A 17,634-nucleotide genomic window follows, 5' to 3' on the forward strand; every position below is an offset into this window, starting at 1 on the left:
GAGGGGTTGGGGTGGGGTTGAGTCTCACAGAGACCGACCAACGTTCTGGAATCCCTCCACCCCCAACCCCTCCTCCAAGGAGGAGGGGCTTAGGTTCGACCCCTCACCCCCGCGAGGCGAAATAGGCCTGGATCGGCTGCACCTCGATCGGGTTGCTCCGCATCGCCGCAATCGCCCGCGCCGCCGCGACGCTGCCCGGCGCCGTGGTGAAATACGGCACCTTCTGCGCCAGCGCCGAGGCGCGGATGCTCATCGAGTCCTTCAGCGACTGCCAGCCTTCGGTGGTGTTGAAGATCAGCGCGACGTCGCCGTCCTGGATGCGGTCGACGATGTGGGGGCGGCCCTGCGCCACCTTGTTCACCGTCTCCACCGCGATGCCCTCGGCGGCGAGGAACTCGGCGGTGCCGCTGGTCGCGATGATCCTGAAGCCGAGATCGGCGAGGATCTTCACCCCCGGCAGCACCACCGCCTTGTCGCCCTGCTTGACGCTGACGAACACCGTGCCGCCATCGGGCAGGATCGTACCGGCGCCCAGCTGCGACTTGGCGAAGGCGGTGGCGAAGTCCTTGTCGATCCCCATCACCTCGCCGGTCGACTTCATCTCGGGCGAGAGCACCGGATCGACGCCGGGGAAGCGCGCCCACGGGAACACCGCTTCCTTCACCGCGATATAATCGATGTCGCGATCGATCACCGGCAGGTTCGCCAGCTTCTCGCCCGCCATCACCCGGCTGGCGATCTTGGCGATCGGCGCACCGATGGCCTTGGCGACGAACGGCACCGTGCGGCTGGCGCGCGGGTTGACCTCGATCAGATAGACTTCGCCGTCCTTGACCGCGAACTGGATGTTCATCAGCCCCTTGACCTTGAGCGCCCGCGCCAGCGCGACGGTCTGGCGCTCGATCTCGGCGATGATGTCGGCCGGCAGGCTGTAGGGCGGGATCGAGCAGGCGCTGTCGCCCGAATGGACGCCGGCTTCCTCGATATGCTGGAGCACGCCGGCCACCACCACATCGGTGCCGTCGGCGATCGCGTCCACGTCCACCTCGATCGCGTCGCGCAGATACTGGTCGATCAGCACCGGCGAGTCGCCCGAGACCTGCACCGCGGTCTGGATATAGTCGTCGAGCTGCTGGAGGCTGTCGACGATCTCCATCGCCCGGCCGCCCAGCACATAGCTCGGCCGCATCAGCACCGGATAGCCGATCCGCTCGGCCACGCGCACCGCCTCGTCGCGGCTGCGCGCGATGCCGTTGGCGGGCTGCTTGAGGCCCAGCTTGGCGACGAGATCGGCGAAGCGCTCGCGATCCTCGGCCAGGTCGATCGCGTCGGGGCTGGTGCCGAGGATCGGGATGCCCGCATCCTCCAGCGCCTTGGCGAGGTTGAGCGGGGTCTGGCCGCCGAACTGGACGATCACGCCGACCAGCTCGCCCTTCGACTTCTCGACCTCGAGGATCTCGAGCACGTCCTCGGCGGTCAGCGGCTCGAAATAGAGCCGGTCCGAGGTGTCATAGTCGGTGCTCACCGTCTCCGGGTTGCAGTTGACCATGATCGTCTCATAGCCCGCGTCGGCCAGCGCGAAGCAGGCATGGCAGCAGCAATAGTCGAACTCGATGCCCTGCCCGATCCGGTTCGGGCCGCCGCCGAGGATCACGATCTTGCGGCGCTCGCTCGGCTCGGCCTCGTTCTCGGGCTCGCCGAAGCTCGGCGCCTCATAGGTCGAGTACATGTACGGCGTCTTCGCCTCGAACTCGGCCGCGCAGGTGTCGATCCGCTTGAACACCGGCCGCACGCCCAGCCGGTGGCGCAGCTTGCGCACCTCGGCCTCGGTCACACCGCCGGAGATGGCGTTGGCGATCTCGCCGATCAGGCCCGAGCTGCGCGCCATGACTTCGCTGCCCGCGCGCAGGTTGACCGACTTGAGCGCCAGATAGGCCAGCCGCTTGTCGCTGAAGCCCATCGCCTTGAGGCGGCGCATGCCGGCTGCGTCCTGCGGCAGGCCGTTTGTCGCGACATCCTTCTCGGCGTCGAGGATCTCGGCGATCCGCTCGAGGAACCAGGGGTCGTAGCTGGTGAAACGCTGCACGTCCTTGACGCTGAAGCCCTCGCGCATCGCCTGGGCGGCGATCAGCAGCCGGTCGGGCGAGCGGACGGTCAGCGCCGCTTCGATCACGTCGCGCGGCGCGCCGACCAGCCGGTCGACATCGTTGAAGCCGCTGAGGCCGGTTTCCAGCCCGCGCAGCGCCTTCTGGATCGATTCGTGGATCGAGCGGCCGATCGCCATCACTTCGCCGACCGACTTCATCGCCGTGCCCAGCACCGCCTCGGCGCCCTTGAACTTCTCGAAGGCGAAGCGCGGGATCTTGGTGACGACGTAATCGATCGTCGGCTCGAAGCTCGCCGGGGTGGCGCCGGTGATGTCGTTGTCGATCTCGTCGAGCGTATAGCCCACCGCCAGCTTGGCCGCGACCTTGGCGATCGGGAAGCCGGTCGCCTTGGAGGCCAGCGCCGAGGAGCGGCTGACGCGCGGGTTCATCTCGATCACGATCAGGCGACCGTCCTTCGGGTTGACCGCGAACTGCACGTTCGAACCGCCGGTCTCGACGCCGATCTCCCGGAGACACGCGATCGATGCGTTGCGCATGATCTGGTATTCCTTGTCGGTCAGCGTCAGCGCCGGCGCGACGGTGATCGAATCGCCGGTGTGCGTGCCCATCGGATCGATATTCTCGATCGAGCAGACGATGATGGCATTGTCGTTCCGATCCCGGACGACCTCCATCTCATATTCCTTCCAGCCGAGCAGCGACTCCTCGATCAGCACCTCGGTGGTCGGCGACAGGTCGAGGCCCGAGCGCACGATCGCGATGAATTCCTCGCGATTATAGGCGATGCCGCCGCCCGAGCCGCCCATGGTGAAGCTGGGGCGGATGATCGCCGGCAGGCCGACATAGTCGAGCGCGGTCAGCGCCTCGGCCTCGGTATGCGCGATCGCCGAGCGGGCGCTTTCGAGCCCGATCTTGGTCATCGCGTCCTTGAACTTCAGCCGGTCCTCGGCCTTGTCGATCGCATCGGCATCTGCGCCGATCATCGTCACGCCGAACTTCTCCAGCGTGCCGTCGCGGAACAGCGCGAGCGCGGTGTTGAGCGCGGTCTGGCCGCCCATCGTCGGCAGGACGGCGTCGGGCCGCTCCTTCTCGATGATCTTGGCGACGACCGCGGGCGTGATCGGCTCGATATAGGTCGCGTCGGCCAGCTCGGGATCGGTCATGATCGTCGCCGGGTTCGAATTGACCAGGACGATGCGATAGCCCTCTTCCTTCAGGGCCTTGATCGCCTGCGTGCCCGAATAATCGAACTCGCACGCCTGACCGATGACGATCGGGCCCGCGCCGATGACGAGGATGGAGGAGATGTCGGTGCGCTTGGGCATCAGTGTTTCATTCCAGTTTCTGCGACGCAGCCCCAGCCGTCATATTCCAGGCCGAAATACGTCTCTATCCGCAGGCAGAGCTCGGTCAGAGCGCGTATCGATGCTTCGTCGGTGCGTTGTTCACGTTCAAGGAAGAGCCAGAGGCTCCCATCTTCGCTTCGTTCGTCGCCGAGGACGGTGAAACCCAGGTCTTCCGCAGCCTCTTCAAGCGCGGCGAGCGCCTTGCCCGAGCCGTGGAAGCTGACGTCCACGGGGCGGGCAATCGCCGGGTTGTCGCCGTTGGCAGCGAGATTCTGCAGCACGTCCTGATCCTGCGCCCATTCTTCGTCGAAGCGGGCGGGATCGAACGGCGGCAGGTTCACGCCATCATCCCCACGAACCGCTCGAACAGATAGAGGCTGTCCTGCGGGCCCGGGCTGGCCTCGGGATGGTATTGCACGCTGAACGCCGGGCGGTCGGTGAGTTCGATGCCGGCGTTGGAGCCGTCGAACAGCGACACATGCGTCTCGCGGGCATTGGCCGGCAGGCTCTCGCGCTCGACGGCGAAGCCGTGGTTCATGCTGGTGATCTCCACCGCGCCGTCTTCCAGCCGCTTGACCGGATGGTTGGCGCCGCGATGGCCCTGGAACATCTTGGTGGTCTGCGCACCCACCGCGAGGCCGAGCAGCTGGTGGCCGAGGCAGATGCCGAACAGCGGCTTGCCGGTCTCCAGCAGCTGGCGGATCACCGGCACGGCATATTCGCCGGTCGCGGCGGGATCACCCGGGCCGTTGGAGAGGAAGAAGCCGTCCGGATTGAACGCCATCACCTGCTCGAAGGTCGCGGTGGCGGGCAGCACGGTCACGTCCGCGCCGGCCTGCACCAGGTTACGGAAGATGTTGCGCTTCGAGCCATAGTCGATCGCGACGACCTGCGGGCGCTTCTTAAGCCCCTCCCCTTCAGGGGAGGGGTTGGGGGTGGGGCCTGACGGATCCGCTGGCGATTCGGCCGAGGCGAAGTCCCCCACCCCAACCCCTCCCCTGAAGGGGAGGGGCTTTGATTGGTCATACCCTGCCCCCAGCTTCCACACGCCGCCTTCCCAGCCGAAATGCGTCTCGCACGAGACGGTGATGGCGAGGTCCATGCCCTCCAGCCCCGGCCAGGCGCGCGCCTTTTCGAGCAGCGCGTCGAGGTCGAACTTGCCTTCCTTGGAGTGCGCGATCACGCCGTTCGGCGCACCGCCCAGCCGGATGCGGCGGGTGAGCGCGCGGGTGTCGATGCCCGACAGGCCGATCCGCTTGTGCTTCGCCATCCAGGCATCGAGATGCTCGGTGCTGCGGAAGTTCGACGGCTCGGTCACGTCCTGGCGGACGATCATGCCCAGCGCGTGCGGGTCATCGGCCTCGATGTCGTCGGGATTGGCGCCGACATTGCCGATGTGCGGGAAGGTGAAATTGATGATCTGACCGGCGAAGCTCGGATCGGTCATGATCTCCTGATAGCCGGTCATCGCGGTGTGGAAACACACCTCGCCGACGGCATCGCCTTCGGCACCGAATCCTCGACCCCACAATATCTCGCCGCTCGCCAGAACCAGAACGCCCGTGGCTCCAACGGGCATGGACAAGGGTTTGGCGTCGGCCATTTGGGGCGGGCACTCCTGCTTTGGGTTTGCGATGTTGCTAAGGGCCGCCCGCTAGACCCCGATGGCCGCAGCGTCAATCTGTTAAGTTTTCCGGGCCTCCGCTATGGTTCCCGGCTTACCGTAAAAAGATCGAGAGAAACGATGATTCGCGACGACATCAAGGCTGCGCTGGTGACTGCCATGAAGGGCGGGGACAAGGCGTCGACCGCCACGATCCGCCTGATCCAGAGCGCGATCAAGAACCGCGACATCGAGGCGCGCACCGGCAAGGCGCCGGAGGACGACGACGTGCTGGTCGTCGAGGTGCTGCAGAAGATGGTCAAGCAGCGCCGCGAATCGATCGAGATGTATGTGAAGGGCGGACGGCAGGAACTCGCCGACGCCGAGGCGGCAGAAGTGGTGGTGATCGAGCGTTTCCTGCCGCAGCAGATGAGCGAGGCGGAGACGACGGCGGCGATCGAGGCGATCAAGGCCGAGCTGGGCGCGTCGGGCATGAAGGACATGGGCCGGGTGATGGCCGAGCTGAAGAGCCGCCACGCGGCGCAGCTCGACATGAGCAAGGCGAGCGCGCTGGTGAAGGCGGCGCTGTCGTAGGATGGACAAGGGGGTCCGCTCTGCGCTCCCCCTCCCGCACGCGGGAGGGGGCCGGGGGAGGGAATGGAACTAGGCACACACGCCCGCCACATGCGAAACAACCCCACCGACGCCGAACTGGCGCTGTGGCAGGTGCTGAGCGCGCGAAAGGTTGGCGGGGTCCGGTTCAACCGGCAGGTGAAGGTCCCGCCCTTGGTTGAGGTGGATGGCGGGCAACAGTCGGTGAATGCCGCCGACGACGCGCGACGAACGCGATATCTGGAGGCGAAGGGGTATCGCGTGGTGCGGTTCTGGAACAACGATGTGCTGGGGAATCTGGACGGGGTAGTCGCCGAGATCGAGCGCGTGATCGAGACGACGGCGACGGCGCGGCCCGCGCGACAGACAGGATCCGGTGGTGAACGCCCCTCCCCCACCCCCTCCCGCAAGCGGGAGGGGTGCGATGGAGCCGAAGCGTCGCAGCCTGCGCACCCCTTCCGCTTGCGGGAGGGGTTGGGGGATGGGCTGCCCAAGCCCCCCCGGGTGAGCAGGTAATGTCCCTCACCCCCGCCTTTCTCGATGAACTGCGCACCCGCACCACGCTGTCCACGCTGATCGCCAAGTCGGTGAAGCTGCAGCGCGCGGGCAAGGAGTTCCGCGCCTGCTGCCCGTTCCACAACGAGAAGACCCCCAGCTTCTACGTCAACGACGACAAGGGCTTCTACCATTGCTTCGGCTGCGGCGCGCATGGCGATGCGATCCGCTGGATGACCGACCAGCGCGGCCTGCCGTTCATCGATGCGGTGAAGGAACTGGCGCAGGCCGCCGGGCTCGACATGCCCGAGCAGGACCGCCGCGCCGCCGAAAAGGCCGAGCGCGCGCGTGGCCTGCACGAGCTGATGGGCGACGCGGCGACCTGGTTCAGCGACCGCCTGAACGGCATCGAGGGCGCCGAGGCGCGCGCCGTGCTCCAGCGCCGCGGCATCACGCCCGAGACCGCCCGCAGCTTCGGCCTCGGCTTCGCCCCCGATTCGCGCGGCAAGCTCAAGGAAGCGCTGAAATCCTACGGCGATGCGATGCTGGTCGAATCCGGCATGCTGATCGCCGTCGAGGGCAAGGAGCCCTATGACCGTTTCCGCGGCCGGCTGATGATTCCGATCCGCGACGTGCGCGGTCGCACCATCGCGTTCGGCGGCCGCATCATCGGCGAGGGCGAGCCGAAATATCTCAACTCGCCCGAGACCCCGCTGTTCGACAAGGGCCGCACGCTCTACAATCTCGATCGCGCCCAGGCCGCCGCGCGCAAGGCCGACCGCGTGATCGCCGTCGAGGGCTATATGGACGTGATCGCCCTCGCCCAGGCAGGGTTCGGCGAGGTCGTGGCGCCGTTAGGCACCGCGCTGACCGAACACCAGCTCGAACGGCTGTGGCGGCTTTCCGAAGTGCCCCTGCTCTGCTTCGACGGCGACAGCGCCGGGCAGAAGGCTGCGCTGCGCGCCGCCCACCGCGCGCTGCCGATGCTCGCGCCCGGCCGCAGCCTCGCGTTCGTTACGCTGCCGCAGGGGCTGGACCCGGACGACCTCGTCCGCACACAGGGACCGGCCGCGTTCGAGGCGCTGCTTGGCCGCCCCGAGCCGCTGGTCGATCGGCTCTGGACGAGCGAGGTCGCCGCCGGCCCGCTCGACACGCCCGAGCAGCGCGCCGGCCTGAAGCGTCGTCTCAGCGAGCTCGCCGAGCAGATCCAAGACCCGAACGTAAAGCACGAATATATCGCGGAATTCCGCGCGCGTGCCGACCAGCAGTTCGGCCGCGGCCCGCGCGAGTTCCGCCGCGACCAGCGCGGCCCCGCCCCCGCCCGACCGCAGCAGCGCGGCACCCGCAACGCCCGCGGCGGCTGGCAGCCGCCCGAGGCCCCGCCCTCGCATTTGATCAAGGGCGTCCAGGCGAGCGGGCTCGATCCCATCCTGGCACGCGCCGTGCTCGCCGGGCTGATCCGCCACCCCGTCGAGATCGCCCGCCACATGGAAATACTGGGGAGTCTGCGTAGTGCGTCGGGGGCGCTCGGGCGGCTATTCGAAGCCGTTGTCGAGGTTGCCCTCACCAACCCGCAACTTCGTCAACTTGATAGCGAGGATTTCCTCACCATATTGGCGCGGTCCGGTTTCGATTCAGTGGCAAGCGAACTGCTTCGCGCAGACACGCTCCCCTTCTCCTTCACGCGGCCCGCGGCCGACGTGACGAAGGCGCGCGAGGATCTGGGCGAGGCGATCGCGGTGATGGCGGCGCAGCCCGCCGTCGATGTGGCGCTCGCCGAGGCAACCGCTGCGCTGATGCGCGACGGCACAGAGGAAGCGTTCGGCCGGCAGGTGGCGCTTTCACGGCAGCGGCAGGAGCTTTTGGATCGGCTTGCCAATCTGATGCTTGCGGAAGACGATGTTTTTGAGGAATAGAGGCGGTGTAAAATTGCCGCCATCTGAGTTTCGAGGGATTTGATGGCGAAGGCGAACATGGCAGACGTCACGGACACGGCAGACACGAGTGACGCGCCGCTGATCGATCTGAACGAAGGTTCGATCAAGAAGCTGGTCGCGCGTGCGAAAAAGCGCGGCTACATCACCGTCGACCAGCTCAACGAGATGCTGCCGCAGGACCAGATGTCCTCCGAGCAGATCGAGGACGTGATGGCCGCGCTCAACGACATGGGCATCAACGTCGTCGAGAACGAGGACGCCGGCGAGGACGCCGAGTCCGAGGACGATTCGGCCGACGATGCGGAAAGCGCCGACACGAGCGACGATTCCGCGCCTGCCTTCGAGATCGCGAAGAAGAAGGAAACCGTCGATCGCACCGACGATCCGGTGCGCATGTACCTGCGCGAGATGGGCGCCGTCGAGCTGCTCAGCCGCGAGGGCGAAATTGCGATCGCCAAGCGCATCGAGGCCGGCCGCGACACGATGATCCTGGGGCTCTGCGAGTCGCCGATCACGTTCAATGCGATCATCGGCTGGTCGACTGCGCTCAACGAAGGCACGATGCAGCTGCGCGAGATCCTCGATCTCGACGCGATGCTCTCCAAGGGCCCGTCGGCCGAGCAGGTCGAGGGCGCCGAGGACGATAACGGCGAGATCAGCGAATCCAGCACCGGCCCGACCTTCAAGGAGGAGGAAGAGCCCGAAGAGGTCGTCTCGGACGACGAGGACGACGAGATGACCGAGCGCCGCGCGCGCCGCCCTTCGGACGACGAGGAAGAGGACAACACCCTCTCGCTCGCCCAGATGGAAGAGCAGCTCAAGCCGCAGGCGCTCGAGAAGTTCGCGAACATCACCGCGATCTACAAGAAGTTCGGGAAGGTGCAGCAGCAGCGGCTGGACACCATGTCGGCCGGCGGGGAATTCCCGGCTGCCGAGGAGAAGAAGTACAACAAGCTGCGCGAGGAGCTGACCGCCGAGGTGGAAAGCGTCCAGTTCCACCAGGCGAAGATCGAGTATCTCGTCGACCAGCTGTACAGCTTCAACCGGCGCCTCACCGCGCTGGGCGGCCAGATGCTGCGTCTGGCCGAGCGCCACAAGGTAAGCCGCAAGGACTTCCTCGACCGCTATGTCGATCACGAGCTGGACGAGAACTGGCTGCCGACCGTGGTCGGTGTCGACAAGAAGTGGAAGGCGTTCGTCGAGAACGAGAGCAGCTCGGTCGACCGTATCCGCACGGAGATGAGCGAGATCGCCCAGCAGACGGGCATGACGCTCACCGAGTTCCGCCGCATCGTCAACATGGTGCAGAAGGGCGAGCGCGAGGCGCGTATCGCGAAGAAGGAGATGGTCGAGGCCAATCTCCGCCTCGTGATCTCGATCGCCAAGAAATACACCAATCGCGGCCTGCAGTTCCTGGATCTCATCCAGGAGGGCAATATCGGCCTGATGAAGGCGGTGGATAAGTTCGAATATCGCCGCGGCTACAAGTTCAGCACCTATGCGACCTGGTGGATCCGCCAGGCGATCACCCGCTCGATCGCCGATCAGGCGCGCACCATCCGTATCCCGGTGCACATGATCGAGACGATCAACAAGCTGGTGCGCACCAGCCGCCAGTTCCTCCACGAGCAGGGCCGCGAGCCCACGCCGGAGGAAATGGCCGAGCGCCTGAGCATGCCGCTCGAGAAGGTGCGCAAGGTGATGAAGATCGCCAAGGAGCCGATCTCCCTCGAGACGCCGATTGGCGACGAGGAAGACAGCCATCTCGGCGACTTCATCGAGGACAAGAACGCGATCATCCCGGTCGACGCGGCGATCCAGGCAAACCTCAAGGAAACGGTCACCCGCGTCCTGGCGAGCCTTACCCCGCGCGAGGAGCGCGTGCTGCGCATGCGCTTCGGCATCGGGATGAACACCGATCACACGCTGGAAGAAGTCGGCCAGCAATTCTCGGTGACGCGCGAACGCATCCGCCAGATCGAGGCCAAGGCGCTCCGCAAGCTGAAGCACCCGAGCCGCAGCCGCAAGATGCGCAGCTTCCTCGATCAGTAAGCCTTTACGATAGCGACGATATACAACGGCTCCGGCACCCGCCGGGGCCGTTTTTCGTTATGCGGTGTCGCGTGGGAAGCGCAATCTGCGTCTTTCAAGATTAATTTCGACGTAACCATCTTTCTACGCGCTTCGGTATTTTCCCTATGCGATCTCCTTCGGACCGGCCGGTTACGGACCGGTACTGTCCAGATGAGGAAGGTCATGCTCTTGGATACCGCACCTATTGAGCATTTGTCGGGCGCATGGGGCCCGATGGGCGCGCTTGCGGATACCGATGGCAGCGCTCGACATCCGCATCTGCATCAGCTCCGCACAGGCTCGCTGCCGCTCCGCGATCTTGCGGATGCCGTGCACCACATTGCCCGGCTGCATGGCCGCCATCCCGGGTTGATCGACTATGCCGCCGCGCATGGACGTCGCCCTGTCGAATGTGACTGGCTGGAAGCCGGCGCCGAAGCCTTTGTCGTCGAGCGCGCCAATCTCGCCCGGCTCGTCGCCGCCGCGGGCCCATTGCCCAGCACTCCGGGCCATGCGGAAAGCGAAGCCGCCGCAGCCGCGCAGCGCCATGCGCTGGACATGCTCGCCCAGTCCGATCGAGCGGGCTGCGCAACCGGCGCGGCGCTGGCGCTGGCGATCGACTGGGTAGCGATCCGCGCCGTTCTCGACCGCGCCGCCGCCTGTTTCGGCCTCGACCCGCTTCCCGCCCGTCTCCCCATCCCGGAAGAGACCGTCAGCGTCGTCGACGCCCTGGCGCGGGAGGCCGCGCACGAACGCGCGATGCTGTTCGGCGCGCAGCAAGTCTTCGCCCAGCATCGCGGGCTGTGGGATCTGCTGGAAGCACGGACGAGCGCCCGCAGCCGCGCCTGACGGGAGCCCATGGCGAGGCGGGTTGCAACCTGCCACCTTTCGTCCCACCTTGCCGCCATGCGCTTCGAAGGCACCCAAAGCTATGTCGCGACCGCGGACCTGAAGGTCGCGGTCAACGCCGCCGTTACATTGCGACGCCCATTGCTGGTCAAGGGGGAGCCCGGCACCGGCAAGACGGTACTCGCAACCGAAATCGCCAAGACGGTGGGCGCGCCGTTGATCGAATGGAACGTCAAGTCGACGACCAAGGCCCAGCAGGGCCTGTACGAGTATGACGCGGTCGCAAGGCTGCGCGACGGCCAGCTCGGCGATCCCCGCGTCCACGACATCGGCAACTATATCCGCAAGGGCAAGTTGTGGGAGGCGTTCACCAGCCCCACCCTGCCCGTGCTGCTGATCGACGAGATCGACAAGGCGGATATCGAGTTTCCGAACGACCTGCTTCAGGAACTCGATCGCATGGAATTCCATGTTTATGAAACCGGCGAGAATGTCCGCGCGGTCGAGCGCCCGATCGTCGTGATCACCTCGAACAACGAGAAGGAGCTGCCGGACGCGTTCCTGCGCCGCTGCTTTTTCCATTACATCAAGTTCCCGGACCGCGATACGATGCAGGCGATCGTCGACGTCCACTTCCCCGGCATTCAGAAGCTGCTGGTCAGCCGCGCGATGGACCTTTTCTACGAGATCCGCGAAGTTCCCGGCATCAAGAAGAAACCGTCGACCAGCGAGTTGCTCGACTGGCTCAAGCTGCTGCTCCATGAGGAGATGCCGCTGGAAGTGCTCCAGTCCCGCGATCCCACCAAGGCGATCCCCCCGCTCCATGGTGCGCTGCTCAAGAACGAGCAGGACGTGATGCTGTTCGAGCGGCTCGCCTTCATGGCGCGGCGGCAGAAATGAGTATGCGGCCGGTCGATCCCCTAAGGCGGTCAACGTAGTGGACGCTGCTTTGTCCTGCGGCGTATTCTAGCCCCATGTTCCTCGCCTTCCTGGACGAATTGCGCGCAGCCGGCATTCCCGCCAGCTTGAAGGAACATCTGCTGCTGCTCGAAGCGCTGGACGCGCAGGTGATCGAGCCGACGCCCGAAGCCTTCTATTTCCTCGCCCGCGCCACCTATGTGAAGGACGAGGGCCTGCTCGACCGGTTCGACCAGGTCTTCGCCAAGGTCTTCCGGGGCATTGCGACGAGCTACGGCGTCGCGCCGGCCGACATTCCGGAGGAATGGCTTCGCGCGGTCGCCGAGAAATATCTGACGGAAGCGGAAAAGGCGGCGATCGAGGCGCTCGGCTCTTGGGAAAAGCTGATGGAGACGCTCCAGCAGCGCCTTGCCGAGCAGCACGAGCGCCACCAGGGCGGCAGCAAGTGGATCGGCACCGGGGGCACCTCTCCCTTCGGCAATGGCGGCTACAATCCTGAAGGCGTACGCATCGGCGGGGAGAGCAAGCACCAGCGCGCGGTGAAGGTCTGGGAGGCGCGCGACTTCCGCAATCTCGATTCCACGCGCGAGCTCGGCACCCGCAACATCAAGGTCGCGCTGCGTCGTCTCCGGCGCTTCGCGCGGGAGGGGGCGGCGGAGGAACTGGACATCGACGGCACGGTCGCCGGCACGGCTCGCCAGGGCTGGCTGGACGTGAAGATGCGGCCGGAGCGGCACAACGCGGTGAAGCTGCTGCTGTTTCTCGATGTCGGCGGGTCGATGGATCCGTTCGTGAAGCTGTGCGAGGAGCTCTTCTCTGCCGCGACCAGCGCGTTCAAGAACCTGGAATTCTTCTACTTTCACAACTGCCTGTACGAAGGCGTGTGGAAGGACAATCGCCGCCGCGTCGCCGAACGTATCCGGACCGCCGACATCCTCCACAAATACGGCCAGGAGTACAAAGTGATCTTTGTCGGGGACGCCTCGATGAGTCCCTATGAGATCAGCCATGCGGGCGGCTCGGTCGAGCATATGAACGAAGAGCCGGGTGCCATCTGGCTGCAGCGGGTGGTAGATGCCTACCCGGCTACCGTCTGGCTCAATGTGCTGCCCGAGGCACAATGGGGTTATTCCCATTCGGTGACGATGATCCGCAGCCTGATGCGCGATCGCATGTTTCCCCTGACGATTGCAGGGATCGATGCAGCGATGCGCGAGTTGAGTCGGAAGCGATGAGTACGATCCGCGACATGCTCTACCGTTGGCGCCGGCGTCTGTTCGGCTCCTACACGATCACCGACCCCAGGCCGATGGCCGAGGCCGCGCCCTACACCTTTTTCCTGCCCAGCGAGAATGAGGTGCTGGCGCTGCGCCCCGGCGACCTCGCCAAGCTGATCTTCCAGTCGACGCCGCCCTCCCGTGAATATGCGGCCGAGCGAATGTGGGTGGAGATCGTGCGCGCCGATGGCGACCGGCTGTGGGGACGGCTGGACAACGCCCCGATCGATATGCCGCAGCTGCGCCCGGGGCGCGAGATCGCCTTCCGGCGCGGCGACGTGATCGATCTGCGGTGGGGTGAGAACCGCGCGGTTCGACCGCCTTCGGCCCCCGCACGCCGCCATTATGAGGCGTGCTGCCTGGTCGATAGTTGCGTGCTAGAGGACGGGGCGGCGGTCCACTATCTGTACCGCGAGCTTCCCCTCCCGCCGGCGGCCGGGGACGAGCCGGACAGCGGCTGGCGGATCCGCGGCGATTACCGCGGCCTGGAGGACGACGTGATCGGCGCACGCGAAATTGAATGCGTGCCCCTCGGGCGAGTGCTCAACATCGACGACAGCTGGGTGCACCTGATCGATGCGCCTACCGGTTCGGCCTATGTGCGGAACTGGGAAAATGGCCGGTTCGAACCGGAGTCCGCGGCAGCGGACTGAGGGAAGGTCAAAGCCGTTCGACCGCCTTGTCGATCCGTCGCAGCAGCGCGCCATCCCCGGCGCTGCGTCGAAATGCTTCCTCGGCCAATCCCATCAGGCTGGTCGCGCCGAAGCTGCCCGCCAGGCTTTGCAGGCGCAGGGCAGCCCCGGCCCATTCCTCGGCGCCCTTGGACGATTTCATCATGTCCACCGAACGGTGCACGCTCTCCAGGAACGCGTCGCGAAGCTCGGCGATGAGCGCGGGGTCGTCGCCCACGGCGGCTGCCAAGCTCGTATCGATTGCACCAGGATCATAGGCCATGCCGCCGGCCTATCGCCACAATCGTTAATCGTTCGTTGCCAAGCTGCTATCCTGCCCTTGGTCCGCGCGGCAAAACTGGTAGAGTGCAGCGATGACTGGGGGCTCCACCGCTGAATCCGCCGCACGTACCGAAACCCTGCCTGCCGAGCCGCCGGCTTTGGCGGAGAGCCTGGTGATCGACGATCCCATGGCCGAGGCGCTCCCGGCACATACGCACGGCGCCCCAGCGGCATGGATTGCGCCGCTGGTGGCGATCATCGCCGGGGTTGGTGCGACCTATGGCATGGCCTCGCTCGCCATGCCCGCCTGGTACGAACCGCTCAGCGACTTTCAGCGGGTGCAGCTGCTCGCATCCGTGTGCATACCAGGCGCCGTGGTGGCGCTGCTCTATCTGATCGCCGTTCGCACCAGCACCAGCGAGGCCCGCCGCTTTGCCGACACCGCCCGCACCATGCGCGAGGAAGCGGAACATCTGGAGATGCGGACCGCCACGCTAACCGATCGTCTTGTCGCCCAGCGGCATGCGCTCGCCGAGCAGGAAACCAGCCTGTCGGTGCTCAGCGATGCCGCGGCCGAGCGCCTCGCCAACGCCGCGGCGAGCGCGAGCCGCCAGGCTGAGACGATCGTCGCGAGCACCCAGCGGCTGAGTGCTGTGACCAGCGGGGCCGAGCAGAGCGTTGCCGTCATCCTCTCGTCGCTGCCCAGGGCGCATGACGAGATGCGGGGTCTTGCCGAGCGGGTCGACGCCGCGGGCCTGCAGGCCGCCCAGGCGGCCGCGGCCCTCGACATCCAGCTCAGCGTGCTCGCCGATCGCGGCCGCGAGGCCGACCGGATCGCCGGCGGTGCCGCCGAGCGGCTCGCCGCGCATATCTCCCGCATGGAAGCGACCAGCGAAGCCGCCAGCAGCCGGCTGGAGCAGGTTACCGACCAGATGTCCGCGCAAGTGGACGCGGTGCTCGATCGCGCCGCCGCCGCGGTCGACCAGTCGCGCCAGGGCATCGCCGCGCAGGGCGATGCGATGCTGGCGATGCTGGGTGCCAACCAGGCCGCGCTCGAACGCGCAAGCGAGGACAGCAGCGCCTTGATGGCGCAGCGGATGGCGATGATCGAGGATGCCATCATCCGCATCTCCGCGCGGTTGAGCGAGGAGCAGCGCCGCAGCGACGCGTTGTTCGCCCGCCTCTCCGACGGCGCGACAGCGTTCGACCAGGAGCTGGAGGTGCTTCATGCCGCCGGCACGCGTCGCACCGAAGCGCTGGCAAGCGCGATCCACGGCCTGCACCAGTCGATGGACGGCATGACCGAATCGATGCGTACGGGCGAAACCACAGCGCGCGGCGTGATCGCTACCGGCGAGGAGCTGCTGACGGCACTCGACGCCGCCGCCCGCGAACTGGACGAAACCATGCCCGGTGCGCTCGAACGGCTCGATGCGCGGATCGACGCGACCCGCAAGCGCATTGCCGCCTCCAAGCCGGAACTGCTCGGGCTCGTCACCGCAGCCGAGGCGACGCATGACGCGGTGGAAGGCATCGCCAGCTCGGTCACCCGGCAACAGGCAGCCCTGGAGCGCGGCCGCGCCGCCCTGGCGGAGACGCTGGCCACGGCCGCGGAACAGGCCGAGACGCTCAGCCGGGCAGTGGACGGCGCGATCGAACATGCGAACAGCTTCACGCGCGAAGCGGCGCCCGAGCTGCTCGAGACCCTGTTGCGGGTGCGGGACAGCGCCAACAAGGCGGCCGATCATGCGCGCGAAGCCATCGACGGCATCGTGCCGGCCGTCGATCGCGTGCTGCAGGATGCGACCGACACCGCGATCGAGCGGGCAGTCGAGATTTCCGTTCGCCAGCAGGTCGACACCCTTTCCCGAGCGGCCGATGCGGCCATCGGCGCTGCGGCGCGTGCGGCCGAGCATCTTCGGGCCCAGATGACCGTGCTGGAAGACGCCAACCGCCTCGCCGAAGCGCGCATCGCCGAGGCGCAGGACGCGCAGGAACGCGCCGAAAGCGACGGCTTCGCGCATCGCATGGCGCTGCTGATCGACGCCCTGCACTCTACCTCGATCGACATCGCCAAGACCTTCTCGACCGAAGTGACCGACGGGGCCTGGGGCGCCTATCTGAAGGGCGATCGCGGGGTGTTCACCCGGCGCGCTGTTCGGCTACTGGCCCCGCACGAAGCGCGCGAGATCCACCGGCTCTACGAGCACGACGACACGTTCCGCGACAACGTCCACCGCTATGTCCATGATTTCGAGACCATGCTGCGCCAGGTTCTCGGCCTGCGGGAAGGCAATCCCCTGGCGGTGACCCTGCTCTCCTCGGATGCGGGCAAGCTCTATGTGGCGCTGGCCCAGGCGATCGAACGCCTGCGCAGCTGACCTGTCACCGCGTCGGCGGGCGGCGGGTCGATTCGCGGACGATCAGGGTCGAGGGCAGCACCACCGGTTCGGCCGATGCCGCTGCACGGCCGGCGCACGCGTCGATGATCCGTTCCACCGCCTTGGCCGTGATATCGGCGATCGGCTGGGAGATGGCGGTGAAGGCCGGGGTCGCGAACCGCACGATCGGCGTATCGTCGAAGCTGATCAGCGATACGTCCTCGGGCACGCTCAGTCCCCGCCCCCGCACTGCCGCCAGCGTCGCCAAGGCAGTCTGGTCGTTGGCGGCGATCACCGCCGTCACCTCGGCACGGTCGAACAGGGTTCGCGCGGCGACCAGCCCCATGTCGTAGGAGAAATCCCCCTTCTCCAGCAGTCCCTCGGAGGAGAGCCCCGCCGCCGCCATCGCCGCACGCCAGCCTTCGACCCGCCATGCGCTTAGCTCATATTCGTCGGGTCCCGCGATGAAGCCGATGCGGCGATGGCCAAGCGCCAGCAGATGCTCGGTCGCCAGCCGCGCGCTGCCGCGATCATCCTGCACCAGCATATGCCCCGGCCCCTCGGCAACCGACCCGATCCGTGCGATCTCGATGCCCTTGTCGGCAAGCAGGCGCAGGATCACGGGGTTCTGCGAATGCGGCGGGGTAAGGATCGCCCCGTCCGGCTGAAGCGCGGCGATCGCGGCGCTGATCTCGCGCTCAATCTGGTCGCTCTGGGTGTCGACCAGTTCGACGATCATGCGATAGCCGTGCGCCGCACAGGCCAGCATGCCGCCCAGCAGCATCTGGTCCACCCAATCGCGCCCCTCGCGCGCGCGCCAATCGGCGATGGTCCGCTCCCGATCGTTCAGCGCCAGGATCAGGTAGGAGCGCGATCCGCTCATCCGCTGTGCCGCGAGGGACGGTACATAGCCGAGCTTGGCGATCGATGCCTGCACCCGGTGGAGCATCTCCGGCCGCACGCCGGGCTCCTTGTTGATGACCCGGCTCACCGTCTGCAGCGAGACACCGGCATCGGCCGCGACATGGCGAATCGTCACGGACTGGCGCCTACGAGACATGCGAATTCCTCTCCTGCATCTT

The 17,634-nt window shown here is 66.5% G+C and carries 14 protein-coding genes; 9 read left to right on the plus strand and 5 right to left on the minus strand.

Features of this window, described 5'->3' with window-relative positions; all coding sequences use genetic code 11:
* Positions 1 to 103: 103 nt before the first annotated feature.
* Genes carB through carA form a run of 3 tightly spaced genes read right to left on the minus strand, consistent with a single transcriptional unit; the run spans position 104 to position 5,057 of the window.
* Positions 104 to 3,433 (minus strand): carbamoyl-phosphate synthase large subunit, encoded by a 3,330-nt coding sequence (carB, locus tag A7X12_RS13615; RefSeq protein ID WP_064312121.1) that lies wholly within the window; start codon positions 3,431 to 3,433, stop codon positions 104 to 106.
* Positions 3,433 to 3,795, minus strand: coding sequence for a ribonuclease E inhibitor RraB (locus tag A7X12_RS13620; protein ID WP_064312122.1), 363 nt, complete (start codon positions 3,793 to 3,795; stop codon positions 3,433 to 3,435). Before A7X12_RS13620 ends, carB begins: the two co-directional genes overlap by 1 nt.
* Positions 3,792 to 5,057, minus strand: coding sequence for a glutamine-hydrolyzing carbamoyl-phosphate synthase small subunit (gene carA / locus A7X12_RS13625; RefSeq protein ID WP_064312123.1), 1,266 nt, complete (start codon positions 5,055 to 5,057; stop codon positions 3,792 to 3,794). The genes A7X12_RS13620 and carA overlap by 4 nt, the downstream gene beginning before the upstream one ends.
* Positions 5,058 to 5,198: 141 nt before the next feature.
* Between carA and A7X12_RS13630 the strand changes: the two genes are divergently transcribed.
* From A7X12_RS13630 to A7X12_RS13665, 8 genes are all read left to right on the plus strand, one after another.
* Positions 5,199 to 5,651, plus strand: coding sequence for a GatB/YqeY domain-containing protein (locus A7X12_RS13630; protein WP_064312124.1), 453 nt, complete (start codon positions 5,199 to 5,201; stop codon positions 5,649 to 5,651).
* Between the two features lie 63 nt (positions 5,652 to 5,714).
* Positions 5,715 to 6,185 carry an endonuclease domain-containing protein gene (locus A7X12_RS13635; RefSeq protein ID WP_084445435.1) on the plus strand — a complete coding sequence of 157 codons (471 nt, stop codon included), beginning with the start codon at positions 5,715 to 5,717 and terminating at the stop codon, positions 6,183 to 6,185.
* Positions 6,185 to 8,080: a DNA primase gene (dnaG, locus tag A7X12_RS13640; RefSeq protein WP_064312126.1), complete on the plus strand. Its 1,896-nt coding sequence runs from the start codon at positions 6,185 to 6,187 to the stop codon at positions 8,078 to 8,080. The genes A7X12_RS13635 and dnaG overlap by 1 nt, the downstream gene beginning before the upstream one ends.
* 42 nt (positions 8,081 to 8,122) lie before the next feature.
* Complete coding sequence (gene rpoD / locus A7X12_RS13645; RefSeq protein WP_064312127.1) at positions 8,123 to 10,153, plus strand: RNA polymerase sigma factor RpoD; 2,031 nt, start codon at positions 8,123 to 8,125, stop codon at positions 10,151 to 10,153.
* Between the two features lie 204 nt (positions 10,154 to 10,357).
* Positions 10,358 to 11,023, plus strand: coding sequence for a DUF6975 family protein (locus A7X12_RS13650; protein ID WP_064312229.1), 666 nt, complete (start codon positions 10,358 to 10,360; stop codon positions 11,021 to 11,023).
* Positions 11,024 to 11,080: 57 nt separating this feature from the next.
* Positions 11,081 to 11,923 carry an AAA family ATPase gene (locus A7X12_RS13655; protein ID WP_064312128.1) on the plus strand — a complete coding sequence of 281 codons (843 nt, stop codon included), beginning with the start codon at positions 11,081 to 11,083 and terminating at the stop codon, positions 11,921 to 11,923.
* A gap of 74 nt (positions 11,924 to 11,997) precedes the next feature.
* Complete coding sequence (locus tag A7X12_RS13660) at positions 11,998 to 13,176, plus strand: vWA domain-containing protein (RefSeq protein WP_064312129.1); 1,179 nt, start codon at positions 11,998 to 12,000, stop codon at positions 13,174 to 13,176.
* Complete coding sequence (locus tag A7X12_RS13665) at positions 13,173 to 13,871, plus strand: immunity protein Imm33 domain-containing protein (protein WP_064312130.1); 699 nt, start codon at positions 13,173 to 13,175, stop codon at positions 13,869 to 13,871. Before A7X12_RS13660 ends, A7X12_RS13665 begins: the two co-directional genes overlap by 4 nt.
* Positions 13,872 to 13,878: 7 nt before the next feature.
* Here the strand turns inward: A7X12_RS13665 and A7X12_RS13670 are convergent, their stop codons facing one another.
* On the minus strand, positions 13,879 to 14,172 hold the full coding sequence (locus A7X12_RS13670; protein WP_064312131.1) for a hypothetical protein: 294 nt from the start codon (positions 14,170 to 14,172) through the stop codon (positions 13,879 to 13,881).
* A 91-nt stretch (positions 14,173 to 14,263) separates the two neighbouring features.
* Here A7X12_RS13670 and A7X12_RS13675 point away from each other — a divergent pair, with 91 nt between their 5' ends.
* Positions 14,264 to 16,552 carry a hypothetical protein gene (locus tag A7X12_RS13675; protein ID WP_064312132.1) on the plus strand — a complete coding sequence of 763 codons (2,289 nt, stop codon included), beginning with the start codon at positions 14,264 to 14,266 and terminating at the stop codon, positions 16,550 to 16,552.
* A gap of 4 nt (positions 16,553 to 16,556) precedes the next feature.
* On the opposite strand, the gene A7X12_RS13680 is transcribed toward A7X12_RS13675, so the two are convergent.
* Positions 16,557 to 17,612 carry a LacI family DNA-binding transcriptional regulator gene (locus tag A7X12_RS13680; protein WP_064312133.1) on the minus strand — a complete coding sequence of 352 codons (1,056 nt, stop codon included), beginning with the start codon at positions 17,610 to 17,612 and terminating at the stop codon, positions 16,557 to 16,559.
* Positions 17,613 to 17,634: the final 22 nt, after the last annotated feature.

This window comes from Sphingomonas sp. TDK1 (genome assembly GCF_001650735.1).
Lineage (GTDB): Bacteria > Pseudomonadota > Alphaproteobacteria > Sphingomonadales > Sphingomonadaceae > Sphingomonas.